General features: G+C 67.9%; 8 protein-coding genes and 2 pseudogenes. 7 read left to right on the top strand and 3 right to left on the bottom strand.

From position 1 onward, the window contains the following. Nucleotides 1-45 precede the first annotated feature (45 nt). Nucleotides 46-1,375 (bottom strand): annotated as a pseudogene (locus QP164_RS04380) (amidohydrolase family protein). 34 nt (nt 1,376-1,409) lie between these two features. On the opposite strand from QP164_RS04380, the pseudogene QP164_RS04375 reads away from it, so the two are divergent. Further along, nucleotides 1,410-3,591: pseudogene (locus QP164_RS04375) on the top strand (penicillin acylase family protein). 39 nt (nt 3,592-3,630) lie between these two features. On the opposite strand, the gene yghU reads toward QP164_RS04375, so the two are convergent. Next, nucleotides 3,631-4,509, bottom strand: coding sequence for a glutathione-dependent disulfide-bond oxidoreductase (gene yghU, locus QP164_RS04370; RefSeq protein ID WP_333922277.1), 879 nt, complete (start codon nt 4,507-4,509; stop codon nt 3,631-3,633). Between the two features lie 197 nt (nt 4,510-4,706). Further along, a complete protein-coding gene (locus tag QP164_RS04365; protein WP_333922276.1) occupies nt 4,707-5,177 on the bottom strand; it encodes a nucleoside deaminase in 471 nt (156 codons plus the stop codon). Nucleotides 5,178-5,400: 223 nt separating this feature from the next. Here QP164_RS04365 and QP164_RS04360 point away from each other — a divergent pair, with 223 nt between their 5' ends. Genes QP164_RS04360 through QP164_RS04335 form a run of 6 tightly spaced genes read left to right on the top strand, consistent with a single transcriptional unit; the run spans nt 5,401 to nt 14,306 of the window. Next, nucleotides 5,401-8,796 (top strand): M10 family metallopeptidase C-terminal domain-containing protein, encoded by a 3,396-nt coding sequence (locus tag QP164_RS04360; protein ID WP_333922275.1) that lies wholly within the window; start codon nt 5,401-5,403, stop codon nt 8,794-8,796. Between the two features lie 24 nt (nt 8,797-8,820). Next, nucleotides 8,821-10,218, top strand: a complete 1,398-nt coding sequence (pelG, locus tag QP164_RS04355) for an exopolysaccharide Pel transporter PelG (protein WP_333922274.1) — start codon at nt 8,821-8,823, stop codon at nt 10,216-10,218. A 14-nt stretch (nt 10,219-10,232) separates the two neighbouring features. Then, complete coding sequence (locus QP164_RS04350) at nt 10,233-10,976, top strand: endo alpha-1,4 polygalactosaminidase (RefSeq protein ID WP_333922273.1); 744 nt, start codon at nt 10,233-10,235, stop codon at nt 10,974-10,976. Further along, complete coding sequence (locus QP164_RS04345; protein WP_333922272.1) at nt 10,976-11,110, top strand: hypothetical protein; 135 nt, start codon at nt 10,976-10,978, stop codon at nt 11,108-11,110. The genes QP164_RS04350 and QP164_RS04345 overlap by 1 nt, the downstream gene beginning before the upstream one ends. Beyond that, entirely contained in the window at nt 11,107-12,834 is a 1,728-nt protein-coding gene (locus QP164_RS04340) for a hypothetical protein (RefSeq protein ID WP_333922271.1), read from the top strand. The genes QP164_RS04345 and QP164_RS04340 overlap by 4 nt, the downstream gene beginning before the upstream one ends. Further along, nucleotides 12,831-14,306: a hypothetical protein gene (locus tag QP164_RS04335; RefSeq protein WP_333922270.1), complete on the top strand. Its 1,476-nt coding sequence runs from the start codon at nt 12,831-12,833 to the stop codon at nt 14,304-14,306. Before QP164_RS04340 ends, QP164_RS04335 begins: the two co-directional genes overlap by 4 nt. The last annotated feature ends 23 nt before the right edge of the window (nt 14,307-14,329 follow it).

The following is a 14,329-nucleotide window of genomic DNA, read 5'->3' as shown; positions in this document are numbered from 1 at the left end:
TCAACGGCATCTGCCGCGCGGTTGCCCCTCTTCGACGGCATACGCTCATTCACCGCCTGATGCCGGATGGCGAGGCGGTTGCGCATCGTGCGAGAACGGGTCCGGGACGATGGTGCCGCCCTTCATGACCATCCGAATGCGACGAGATCGCGGCTATATTTGCGGTCGGATCGCCCGACACCGCAACCAGATCGGCCAGCAAGCCAGGTTTCACCGTACCTCGCGTGTCGCCAAGATGAAGCGACCGCGCGTTGCCGGAGGTAACGGCCATCAAGACCGCCGCCCGAGGCATCCCCGCCGCGACCAGCAATTCGATCTCGCGCACGTTCTGCCCATGCGCGAATACCCCCGCATCGCCGCCGACGCAGATCGGGACGCCTGCCTTGAGGGCCAGCTTGAGGCTTGAACGACTGAGTGCGACGGCGAGTGGCGCTGGTTCGCTGCCGTCCCAGCCGCGATAGCGCGCGGTCGCGTCGGATGCGGCGAGTGTCGGACACAGCGCGATGCGCTTGGTCGCCATGTCTGCGAAGATCGCGGGCGTACCGCCATAGCCGTGCTCGATGGTATCGACGCCCGCGGCGACCGCGCGCCGCATACCCTCGGCGGTCGCCGCATGGACGGCAACCGGCCGCCCCGCATCGTGCGCCGCTGCCACCGCCGCCGTCATCTCGGCGAGGCTCAACGTCGCACGGCTCTCCTCGCCGGATCGCCAGCGATAATCGGCATACAGCTTGACCCAATCCGCACCGGCCGCGATCTGGCGGCGTACCGCGGCCACCATCTGGTCGACGCCCGACACTTCCTCGGCCCCCTGCGGCACCGCGACGCCAGGCTCGAAACCCTTCGGACCATAGGCGCCGAGCGCGACGATCGCGCGCGTCGCGACCGATAGCCGCGGGCCCGGCACGATGCCCTGGTCGATCGCCGCCTTCAGCCCGACATCCGCGTAGCCGGCGCCCTCCGTGCCGAGATCGCGTTCGCTGGTGAAGCCGGCGAGCAACGTCGCCTTTGCGTTCGCAACGGCGCGCGCGGTGCGGAGCGCGAGCGGCTCGTGCAGGACCTGATCGTCCCAGCTCGTCTCGTTATACGGATGCAGGAGCAGATGCCCGTGCCCCTCGATCATGCCGGGCATCAGCGTGTCGCCGGCAAGCTCGATAGTCTGTGTATCGCTGGGCACCGGCAGATTGGGACCGACTGCGACGATCCGGTCGCCCGTGACGAGCACCTGCCAGCCTGCATGGACGATACCATCCGCGCCATCGAAAACGCCCGCAGGTTTCAGCAGCGTCGATCGCGGAGTGGACGCCGGCACCGCGGCTGCGGGTCCGAGCAGAACCGCCGCGGACGTCAGCACTATCGTCGTCAGCCACCGCATGGTCTTTCCCTCGTTCCCGCCTTACGCTGCCACCATGGATAAGCTCCTTCGGCGTGCGCGCAATCCGGTGATACTGTTGGCCCTACTGACGGCTGCGCCCAGTGCGCCACCGACCGAGATGGCGCGGTGGGAGGCGCAGGCTGCGCGCGTCACGATCGCGCGCGACGACTGGGGCATCCCGCATGTCCGTGGGCGATCGGACGCGGACGCGGTGTTCGGGCTGATCTATGCGCAGGCGGAAGACGATTTCGCGCGGATCGAGGCGAATTACCTGACCGCGCTAGGGCGCAGCGCGGAGGCGGACGGCGAGGACGCGGTCTGGGCCGATCTTCGCCAGCGGCTGTTCGTTGATCCCGCGGACCTGAAGCACCAATATGCCGCCAGCCCGACCTGGTTGCGGGCACTGATGCAGGCCTGGGCGGACGGGCTGAACTATTATCTGGCGACGCATCCGCAGACCAGGCCGAAGGTCCTCACCCGGTTCGAACCATGGATGGCGCTCAGCTTCACCGAAGGCAGCATCGGCGGGGATATCGAGCGGATCTCGCTCAGCGATCTGAAGACGTTCTACGGCAAGCCCACTCCGCCCTCGCCCGAGGAACGCGGCATGATCCCGCGCGAGCCGTCGGGGTCTAACGGCATCGCGATCGCACCCCGCCTCACCGCGAACGGCCGCGCGCTGCTGCTGATCAACCCGCACACCAGCTTCTATTTCCGCTCCGAAGCGCAGATGACTAGCGACGAAGGGCTGAACGCGTATGGCGCCAGCACCTGGGGGCAGTTCTTCGTGTACCAGGGCTTCAACGCCAAGGCCGGCTGGATGCACACCTCCGCGACGGTCGACAATATCGACGAGTTCGCCGAACGGATCGCGCGGACCGGCGAGCGCTATGCCTATCGCTACGGCAGCGAAGTCCGCCCGGTCACCACGCACACCGTCGTCCTGCGCTATCGCCGGGCCGACAGCGCGATGGGGGAGCGGCGCTTCACCACCTACGCCACGCATCACGGGCCGATTGTCGCGATCAAGGCAGGGCGATGGATCGCGACCGCGCTGATGTGGAAACCCGTCCCCGCGCTCGAACAAAGCTATCTGCGGACCAAGGCGACCGATCTCGCCAGCTACATCGCGGTCGCCGAGCGGAAGGCGAATTCGTCGAACGACACGCTGTTCGCCAACGACAAGGGCGAGATCGCGTTCCTGATGCCGCAGTTCATGCCGATCCGCAGCGACCGTTTCGACTATACGCGGCCGGTCGACGGCAGCGATCCCGCGACCGACTGGCACGGGCTCCACACGCTCGCCAGCCTGCCGAGCGTCGCCAACCCGCGGACCGGCTGGGCGCACAACACCAACGACTGGCCCTGGAGCGCGGCGGGTCCGGACAGCCCCAAGGCGGCGGACTATCCGAAGTATATGGATCAGGTCGGCGGCAATGCGCGCGGGGTCCATGCCGACCTGTTGCTGACCGGCAAACGCGGTTGGACACCGGACACACTGCGTGCCGCGGCGTTCGATTCCTATTTGCCCGCGTTTGCGCGATTGCTTCCCGGACTGGTCGAGGCCTGGGACGCGCTGCCTGCGCGCGACCCACGGCGGGCGTCGCTCGCGGAGCCCATCGCGCTGTTGAAGAAATGGGATCACCGCTGGAGCTACGACTCGGTCGCGACCAGCCTGGCGGTGTTCTGGGGCGACCAGTTGTGGCGTGAGGTCGGCAGCTTCGCGCAGGCCGAGCGATTGAACGTGCCCGACTACATCGAAGCGCGCGTGTCGCCCGAGGCCAAGCTTACCGCGCTGTCCGCCGCGGTCGATCGCCTGACGCGCGACTTCGGCGACTGGCGCACACCGTGGCAGCAGATCAACCGCTTCCAACGGCTCGATGATGCTATCCAGCCGCATTTCGACGACGCGCGCGTCGATCCCGGTGCCGTTCACCTCGGCACAATGGGGCAGCCTGGCGTCGTTCGGCGCCAAGCCCTGGCCGGGCACGAAGCGTTATTATGGCACCAGCGGCAACAGCTTCGTCGCGGTTGTCGAGTTCGGCCCGCGCGTAAAGGCGATGGCGGTGATGGCCGGTGGTCAGAGCGGCGACCCGGCGTCACCGCACTTCGCCGACCAGACGCAGCGCTACGCCGAGGGCAGACTGCGCCCGGTCTATTTCTATCCCGACGACCTCAGGGGACACGTCGAGCGCAGCTACCGCCCGGGCGGGTGACGTCGCGCCCGCCCGCGCACTACGTCACCGCGCCTAAATTTACGCCGCGGCCCCGTCGAGCTTGTCCTGGGTCCGTGTATCGAAGTCGGCGGCATCGTGGCGCTCGTGAAGCTGGCTGGCGGGATCACCCATCACGCGGTTGACCATCCGGCCGCGCTGGACAGCCGGACGCGCCCCGATCAGCTCGGTCCAGCGCAGGACGTTCTTGTAGTCGCTCACCTGAAGGAATTCGGCGGCGTCATACACCTGCCCCGTCACCAGCGCGCCGTACCAGGGCCACACCGCCATGTCGGCGATCGAATAGTCGTCGCCACCGACATACTCGCTCTCGCCCAGCCGGCGGTCCAGCACGTCGAGTTGGCGCTTAACCTCCATCGCGAAACGGTCGATCGCATATTCGATCTTCACGGGAGCATAGGCGTAGAAATGCCCGAAACCGCCCCCCAGCATCGGCCCTGCCCCCATCTGCCAGAACAGCCACGACAGCACTTCGGCGCGCTTGGCGGCATCGGTCGGGAGGAACGCGCCGAACTTCTCGGCAAGATAGAGAAGGATCGATCCGGATTCGAACACGCGGATCGGCTCCGCGCCGCTGCGGTCGACCAGCGCGGGGATTTTCGAGTTAGGATTGGCCGCGACGAAGCCGCTGCCGAACTGGTCGCCGTCCATGATCTTGATCAGCCAGGCGTCGTATTCGGCACCCGTATGACCCGCGGCAAGCAGCTCCTCGAGCATCACCGTCACCTTGACGCCGTTGGGCGTTGCCAGCGAATAGAGCTGGAGCGGGTGCTTGCCGACCGGCAGGTCCTTGTCGTGCGTGGCGCCGGCGATCGGGCGGTTGATGCTGGCGAACCGGCCTCCGCTCTGCTTGTCCCAGGTCCAGACCTTGGGCGGCGTGTATTCGGCGGTCTCGGTCATTCTGGCTCTCCGCTATCTCTACTCTGCGTCGGCGAAGTGCGCCGTTGTGGGGCTATGCGCAAGGCCCGAGCCGACGTCGCTCGGCCATGCGTGGCTTGCTAGAGCCGTAGGGTACCAGCCGCGTTCGTAACGTGAATGTTCGAATACCCGATCGTCACTCTCGGGTCCCCCTCTTCGCACGCGATCAGCGATCTCGGTCAGTTGCCCGCACGCGCGTGGAGCGTACGGACCTCGTCGGCGAACGCTGGCGCTGGGCCGGTGACGACCGCATCGGGGACGACGTCGGTGATGCGCAGCGGCACGATGCCGAGCGATGGCTTGCCGAATTCGCGCAGCCATTCATTCAGCTGGATCGTCGACGTCGCGTAGACGATCCTTCCCATCCCCACGAGCCCATGCGCCGCCGCGCACATCGCGCAATGCTCGCCCGAGGTATAGACGACGGCATGTCGCCGCTCCTCCGGCGACAGATGTTCGGCGGCCCAACGCGCGATCGCGAACTCGGGATGACGCGTCGGATCACCGCTGCCGGTTCGGTTTCGGTCCTCGAACAGCACCTCGCCGTCGCGCGACACAAGGATCGAGCCGAACGGCTGGTCGCCCGCGTCTACGGCTTCGGTCGCCAGCTCGACGCACCGCCGCAGATGGCTCATGTCGATATCGTCCATTCCATTTCCTTAAAGCTCATTGTGTCGACGCCTTGCAAACGTTCAGCCCTCCATCTGGCTGCCGAGTTTGCAACGGCCAATCCCGTACCACGCTGATACAGGTTCGGTGCAAACTGACCATCTAAGCTGTTCGAAAGGCTGGCTGTATTCGCTAGGGCACGGTCAGTTTCATGGCGGGCAGCCTCAGCCCGACCGTGAGGCCTGTGGCGAAACGGGGACGAAGATGGCGAACGCAACACCGGTGATGCTCGACGGCAGCCTGAACGACTGGACCGCCGGCGACCGCATCGATCGCGGGCTCGGCACCGGATATGCGATCTATGCGCGCAGCGACGGCGCCGATTTCGCGTTCGCGATCACCGCCCCCGCCGCGATCGGCGCGAACACCACCGCGTGGCTCAACACCGATCGCAACGCGACCACCGGCTATCAGGTGTTCGGGTTTGCTGGCGGTGCTGAGTACAACGTCAACTTCGCCGCCGACGGTACCGTCTCGCTGTACAGCGGCGCGGCGGGGCAGACCCTGGTCGCGAGCGGCCTTCAGGCGGCTTGGTCGGCGGATCGGACCACCGTCGAGTTCAAGGTGCCAAAGGCGGCGATCGGCAATCCGCAGGCGATCGACACGATCTACGACGTCAACGACACCGCGTTCCTGCCCGGCAATTATTCGAACCCCGCCTTTACCGTCTTCAACGACACCGGCATCGTCGCCGACCCGTCGCACCGGATCGCGATCGTGTGGTCCGATTCGACCGCCAACGCCTATTTCAGCAAGACCGCCTATTCGCAGCTGTTCATGGCCGCGCAGAGCCAGGCGATGCAGGCCGGCGTGCCGTTCGACATCCTGACCGAGGGCGACCTGACCAGCCTGGCGACGCTCGCCAAATACGACACGATCGTCTTCCCGTCGTTCCGCAACGTCGAGGCGAGCAAGGCAGACCTGATCGCGCAGACGCTGGAGCAGGCGACCAAGCAGTTCGGCATCGGCCTGGTCGCGGCCGGCGAGTTCATGACCAACGGCGCGGACAACACCGCGCTCGCCGGCGATTCCTATGTGCGGATGAAGCTGTTGTTCGACGCCACGCGCGTGACCGGTGGCTTCCCCGCCGACGTGACGGTCAAGGCGAGCGACGCGTCGCATCTCGTGCTCGACGGCTATAGCGATGGTCAGGTCGTCCGCCAGTATAGCGGTGTCGGCTGGAACGCTTTCACGAGCGTCAGCGGCACGGGCACGACGATCGCCACCGAGACGGTCAACGGCCAGACCTATTCGGCGGCGATCGCGACGCAGACCGGCGGGCGCAACGTGCTGTTCTCGAGCGAAGCGGTGATGGCCGACGACAACCTGCTGCAGAAGGCGATCGATTACTCGGTCCACGGCGATACGCTGTCGGTCGGATTGCAGATGACCCGCCAGGCCGGGCTGTTCGCGTCGCGCGTCGACATGGACCAGAGCAAGCAGATCGAGGAGGTCAATCCGGCCGGCACCACGCCCGGGATCTACGACAAGCTGCTGCCGATCCTGACCGAGTGGAAGACCGCGTATAATTTCGTCGGCAGCTATTACGTCAATATCGGCAACGATCCGGCCAAGGGCGAGGCGACCGACTGGGCGGTGTCGCTGCCGGTTTACAAGGCGTTGCTCGATGCCGGCAACGAGATCGGCACGCACAGCTATACGCATCCGATGGACACCAACCTGCTGACCGACGCGCAAATCGCGTTCGAATTCGGCCAGTCGCGGACCGAGCTGGAAAAGCAGCTGAGCGCGTATCTCGGCAAGACCGTAACCGTCGGTGGTGCCGCGGTACCGGGCGCACCCGAGCAGATCGCGACCAGCCAGGAGATCCTGAAATACGTGACGTATCTCAGCGGCGGCTATTCGGGCGTCGGCGCGGGCTATCCCAACGCGATCGGCTATATGACGCCGCAGAACGCCGCCGACGACAAGGTCTATCTGGCGCCGAACACGTCGTTCGACTTCTCGCTGATCGAGTTCCAGAAGAAGACCGTCGCCGAGGCCAGCGCGACCTGGGCGAAGGAATTCGGCGCGCTGACCGCGAATGCCGATGCTCCCGTCATCGTGTGGCCGTGGCATGACTATGGCCCGACGATGTGGGCCAGCGACGGCGCCACCAGCCTGTACACCAAGCAGATGTTCACGACTTTCATTGCGCAGGCCGCCGCCGCCGGCGTCGAGTTCGTGACGCTCGCCGATCTGGCGGGCCGGGTCAGCGCGTTCCAGAATGCGACGATCACCTCGACCGTGGTCGGCAACACGATCACCGCGACGGTCGGCGCGACCACCGGGACCTTCTCGCTCGACGTCGATGGCCAAAGCAACGGCCAGGTCATCAGGGGCGTCGCCAACTGGTACGCGTATGACGCGGACACGGTGTTCCTGCCCAAGGCGGGCGGCACCTATGCGATCACGATGGGCGCGGTTGCCGACGACGTGACGCACATCACCGCGCTGCCGATGCGCGCGACGCTGACGACGCTGAGCGGCGACGGCCGTGACTTGGCGTTCACCGTCGAGGGCGAGGGCAAGGTGACCATCGACCTCAAGGCACCCGGCACCGACTGGACGACGCTGAGCGGCGGCAAGATCGCCAGCCAGATCGGCGAGATCCTGACGATCGACCTCGGCGCGATCGGCGTCCATGACGTCAAGATCGGCCATCAGGCCAATGTGGACCCCGCGCTAACCTCGTTCGGCGGCGGCACCACGGGCGCGCTGTCGATCGCCGAGAACGGCACCGCGCTGACCACGATCACCGCGACCGACGCGAACATCGTCTGGGGCGATTCGATCAAATACTCGATCGGTGCAGGCGGCGATGGCGCCAATTTCTCGATCGACGCGACCACTGGCGTGCTGAAGTTCGTCACCGCGCCCGATTACGAGGCACCGACCGACCTCAACCGCGACAATATCTACGGCGTGACAGTCGTTGCGACCGACGCACGCGGCGCGATCGACACGCAGACGCTGACGATCGGGGTGACCGATATCGTCGGGATCACCAAGACCGGCACGATGGTCGCCGACACGATCAACGGCACCGGCGAGCAGGACGTGCTCGATGGCGGCTGGGGCAACGACGTGCTCAACGGGCTAGGCGGCAATGACAAGCTTACCGGCGGGCTCGGCAACGACACGCTCAACGGCGGTGCAGGCACCGACACGCTGATCGGTGGCGACGGCAAGGATGTGCTGATCGGCGGCGACGGCAACGATATCCTGATCGGTGGCGACGACATGGACATTATGACCGGCGGCGCGGGCGCCGACATCTTCCGGTTCGAGGTGAAGGGCGACAGCCTGACGTCGTCGTCGCGCGACGTCATCACCGACTTCGTCGTCGGGCAGGACAAGATCGACCTGTCGATGATCGACGCCAACAGCTCGCTGTTCGCACGCGGCGACCAGGCGTTCAGCTTCATCGGCACGACCGCGAAGTTCAGTGCACCGGGCCAGCTGCGCTACAGCTACCAGATGATCGGCGGGAAGGAATTCACCGTCGTCGAGGGCAATACCGATAGCGGTTCGGCGGCCGATTTCTCGATCGCGCTGACCGGCCATCACGTACTGACTGCGAACGATTTCTTCATGTAGTCCGCGGCATAGGCCGGCGGTGTTATGGCGGGCATAGGCTTCCAATTAGCGAAAACCGCGCGTGAGGGCGGCGTCGGCGGGATCGTCGGCGCCGCCGCGTTCGGTGCGGTGATCAGCGCCGGGCCGTGGCTGATCACCGCGGTCGCGATGGCGCTGCTCAACCGCTGGTCGGGCGTGCATCTCGGCGCTGATGGCGCGCGGACCGTGCAGACGATCCTGGTCTACGCGTTCAGCCTGTCCGCGCTCGCCGCGGCTCCGGTCGGCATCCTCGCGACGCGGATGGTCGCGGATCGCATTTTCGCACGCGATGCCGGCGGCGTGTCGGGGATCATGCTGGTGGCGCTCGCGATCGGCGGCGCGATCGCGCTGGGCGTCGGCGCGGTCGTGTATGGCATGCTCGCGCGGCTTCCCCTCGGCGAGGCGGCGCTCGCGACGCTGATCCTCGCGTGGCTGACGCAGGTCTGGATCGCCGCACCGCTACTCACCGCGCTTCGCCGTTACCGCGCGATCCCCCTCGCCTATCTGCTTGGCATCGGTTTCGCGACACTACTGCTGGCACTGTTGCCCAAGCTCGACGTCGTCACCGTGCTCGCCATCATCGCCGGCGGCATCGGCCTGACGCTGGCGGCGATCATGGTGGTGATCCGCCGGCATTTCTCCGCCCCGCCCGTCCTGCCGACGCGCGATGCGATGACGCCGCGGCTCGCCTGGATCGTCGCCGCGGCCGGGGTCGCCGGGGTCGCGGCGATCTGGATCGACAAATGGTTGTTATGGCTGGGGCCCGACAGCCTCCGCGCGATCGGCCTGTTGCGGCTCAATCCGATCAACGACCAGGGCAGCTTTCTCGGGCTGCTGACGATGGTGCCCGGCCTCACGCTGCTGCTGATCGTCACCGAGACGCGCTTCGATCGCGCGTTCGGCGACCTGATCGTGCGGTGTACCGGCACCTCTACGCTGCAACGGATCGAGGAGGCGCGCAGCGAGCTCGCGCGGACGATGTTCGACGGGCTGCGGATCATGCTGCTGGTGCAGGCGCTCGTCGCGGCGCTCGCCTGGGTGTTCGCGGTGCCGCTGTTCGACCTGATCGGGGCGGACGCGCGCGCGATCTTCGCCTTTCGCCAGACCTCGCTCGGTACGGTCTTCCACCTCGTGGTGATCGCCGCGACCGTCGTGCTGGCCTATTACGACCTGTTCGGCCGGATCCTGCTGACCTGGAGCGCCTTCGCGGTCGGCAGTGCCATCGCGACACTGGCGCAATGGCATGCGGGGTTTGCCGCGTTCGGCTGGGGTTATATGGCGGGTGCGGTGGTCGGAGCGTCGGTCGGCATCGCGCTGGTCGCCGAAGCCACGGTGAGCCTCACCTATCTGCTGTTCGTCGGCAACAATCCCTCGGTCGTGGGGCACGGAGGGCGTCTGTTATGACGGGATCTGATGATATGGCACGCCGGACGATCCTGCGGCAGGTGCTCGCGATGGGAGCGATCGGGCTGACGATCGGCGCGCGATCGCGGTCGCAGGCGGCACCGAGACCGTCCCCGGACACGGCGCTACGCTGGGGCATCGATTACGGCGCCACCACCGATCCCGCGCTGGCGCGGGCGTGCGCGCTGCTGGTGCTCGAGCCTCATCATGCCCGGCCGATCGCACCACTGCGAGGCCCCGGCAGCATTCTGCTCGGCTATGTCAGCTTCGGCGAGGTCGAGCGCGGCCGGCCGTATTTCGCCGCGCTCGACAAGGCCGGCGCGCTCAGCGCCGCCAATCCCAACTGGCCCGACGCGCGGCTCGCCGACCTGCGCCACCCGGCATGGCGTGCGGCGGTGCTCGACCGCCTCGTCCCCGCGATCCTGGCGCTCGGCTATGACGGAATCTTCATCGATACGATGGATAACGCCGAAGCGATGGAACGGCAGGATCCGGTGGCCAACACGGGCATGGTGGCGGCAGGCGCGACGCTGATCGCCGCCGTGCGCGCGCGCTTTCCCAAAACCCGCATCATGCTCAACCGCGGCTACGCGCTGCTGCCCAACGTCGCGCCCAAGATCGATTATCTGCTTGGCGAGGCGATGGCGTCGCGGTGGAATTTTGCTGCCAAACGCTATGAATTACTCAGCGAGTCGGACTGGGCGTGGCAAGCGGGTCGCCTGCGCGCCGCGCGAGCCGGAACTCGGCACTGGCGTTGATGACGCTCGATTACTGGAATCCTGCCGATACGACACAGATCGCGGCGCTATATGCGCGTGAGAGCGCGGCGGGGTTCAGCCCCTATGTTGCGACGCTCGCGCTCGACCGCCTGATGCCGGAACCGACCGGATGAGGATCGACCGCCGACGCGGACGGCTCGCGATCGTCCTGCCCGCGCTGGCGGGGCTTGGCCTGCTCGCGGGCGGGTTGATGCTGCTACCGAACGCGCGCGAGATCCGTCATGCCGAGCGCCGTGCGCAACCGGTGTCGACGCCGGTGCCGGCGAGTTCGATGCCGGCCGCCCCGGTATCACCACCGGTGCTGCCGCCCCTTCACCCGACGATCGCGGCGCAGATCGCGACCGCCGACGCGGCGGCACTCGCAGCGCTCACCATACGGCTGATCGCGGAGGGTCAGCCGGTGTCGACGCTGCAGGTCGCCTATGATCTGGTCGCGGCGAAGAGACCGGCGGTGGCGCTCGACTATCTCGCGATCCGGTCCGATGGCGCTACCGCCAAGACGTGGCGGTTGCGTGTCGACCTTCTTCGCCGAGCCGGGCGGACCGCGGATGCAGCCGTGCTCGTCACGCAGGCAACGCAGAAGCGCGGACCGGTGGCGGCTGAGGATATCGTCGCGGCGGCCTATGCGATCGATCGGCCCGACCTCGTGATCGCGGCGGCGGCGAACCATGTGATCCCGCCGCCCGATGCCACGCTGTCGCTCGATCTCGCGCGCCGCGCCGACACGGCCGGACGCGGCGACCTGATCGCGCTGCTGGACAAGGCGACGGCCGCGAACTGGCGGGCGGCGGATCCCTGGCTGGCGATCCGCGTGGCGGCGCGTGCGAACGATACCGCGGCAGGGTTGCGGGCGGCCGACTATCTCCCGGTCGCGCAGCGTTCGGCCGCGCGCGAGGAAATCATGACCAAGGCGGGCGACCGCGAGGGTCTGCGGACCGAATTGCTGGCCCGTGCTGCGGCGCCGGGCGCACAGCCCGAGCGGGATGCGGAACGCTTGCTGGCGGCGGGCTATCGCGCGGATGCGGTCGCCGTCCTGCGAAGGGCGGCGACCGGGATGCCACCCACCGCGCCGGTAGCGCAGCGCTTGCTGTACCTGATGGGCCCACGACCTGGGTCCGAGGATCTCTCCTGGCTGAAACAACAAGCGCTGCAGGGTACCGCGAGCCAGCAGCGTGGCTGGCTCGCCCGCTATGCCGAGCGGGACCGGCCGGGCGAGGCGCTGGCGTTCGTGTCGCGGCACCCGCTCGCGGGCCAGACCGACACGCTGCTGATGCGGCTGTCGCTGGCCCGCGCGGCGGGCAATGATGCCGCCGGTCGCACGCTGGTGACGTCGCTGCTCGACGGGCGCGCACTCGATCCGGCGCAGCTCGGCGCGCTGTCGGCCACCGCCCCCGCACGGATCGATCCGACCCAAGCGGCAGCAATTGCGAAACGCCGCGTCGCGGCCGGGGTCGCGGCACCCCGCGATCAGCTCGACCTCGCCTGGACCGCCTGGAATGCGGGCGATGCCAAGGGCGCGGCGGCAGGGCTCGACGAACATCTGGCGACCGCGCCGACCGACCTTCCGGCGCTGCGGCTGATGGCCGACGTGCAGGCGCGGCTCGGCGGCGAGCGGGCGGCCCGCCCCTGGCTGGACCGCGCGCTCGCCCAGACTCCGGCCGACAGCAAGGCACGCGTAGAAATTCTGGAAAAGCTCGGGCGTCGGGCCGAGGCGGTAGCGTTGGTCGAAACGCTGCGGTCGGAGATGCCGCGTGACCGATCGCTCGCCGCGCTGCACGCCCGCCTGCTCATCGCGCAGGGCCAGCCGGGCCGGGCGCGGACGGTGTTGGCGCAATGATCGCGCTGTTGCTCTGCCTGACGGATGCACCCGTGCTGACCGTTCCCCGTACGGTCTTCGCGGACAGCCGGATCGTCGCGCCCGAGACCAGGCTCGCCTGGCCCGACGCGGCCGTGGTCCGCATCGAGGACCGCGACGGCGAGCTGGTCGCGCGGTTCGACCAGCCGATCACGTCCGACCGGATCGCCGCGTTTCGTGACGCGGCAGGCGATGCGATCGGGGATCTGCGCTGGAACGACGACAGCCTCGTGCTGCGTCCCGCCGCCGGCTGGACGATGACGTGGCGGCAGGCGGGCCCGGTGGTAGCGCTGGCCTTCTCACCGCCCGCCTCGAGCGAACCGCTGGCCGACAGCACCGACGACATCGCCTCCGATGCCGCGCTGGCCGCGATCGAGGCGGACGCCGCAGCGGGCTATCCGGGGCCGGCACGACGCGCCGCGACAGCCTTGGCGAAACGCTATCCGACCGATCGCCGCGCCGCGCGCATGCTCGCCGACACGCGGCTCGCAGACGGCGACGTGCGCGGAGCGGCGCGCGAGTACCGCGCACTCGCGGCCGACGACCTGACCGCACGGCGCGCGATCGCAGCTGCACCCGGGACTGCGAGCATCGGCGTCACCGCGCGCGACGGCAGCGATCTGTCGCAGGCGGAGTTTGGGGCACGGATCGACGCCGCGGTCGGCGATACGCTCGTCGCCGGTGGCGGCCTTCGCCATGTCGTCAGCCGCGTCGGCACCGATGCGCAGACCGTCCGCAGCGGCGAAACCATCCTCGACGCCTCGCTGGCCGCTGCGTTCGACGGCGCCGTCCGCGTCCAGCTGCTCGCCTCCGCGGCGCTCGACGACGGCGGTACCGGCGGTGGCGCCAAGGCGGTCGCGGGATCCGCCGATGCGCAGTTTCGCGCGACGCTGACCCGGCACATGCCCGATTACTCGACCCCGGCGCAGGTGCTGGCCGGCGGATATCTCTCACGCGCACTGATCGGCGTTACCTACCGCCTGACACCCGGCCTGCTGGGGCAGGCGGATATCGGCGCGAACCGGTATGGGCTCGCCGGCAGCAACGGCGCGAGCGACACCATCGTCGCGAGCGGCGGGGTGGATTATCTTATCCGTCGCCAGTTCCCCGCACTTGGCCTGACCTATCGGTTCGAGGCCGAATATGTTCAACGCCAACAGCTGGGCGTGAACGGGCTCCCGCTCATTCCGCTCGCCACCCGCGAGAACCATACCGTCCAGGGCCTGATGAGCGGCGCGGTCGGTGCCGTCCAGATGACCGCGCTGGCAGGGTGGACGATCGACCGGTTCGGCGGCGACGGCCCGACCGCCAGCCTGGGCATAACCGCGCCGATCGCGGTGGCCTGGCGGGTCGAGGGCAGCGGCGGCATCACCTCGATCGCGCGCCCCGGCTTTTCGGGACGCCAACTCTACGCGCGGGCACTGCTGACACGCAGCCTTGGGGATACGCAGTGACTCACGACGAACAAGGCATCCAA

This window comes from Sphingomonas sp. LR59 (assembly GCF_036855945.1).
Classification (GTDB): domain Bacteria; phylum Pseudomonadota; class Alphaproteobacteria; order Sphingomonadales; family Sphingomonadaceae; genus Sphingomonas.
Note: the sequence above shows the minus strand (reverse complement) of the source record. Positions and strands in the feature narration are given on the sequence as shown.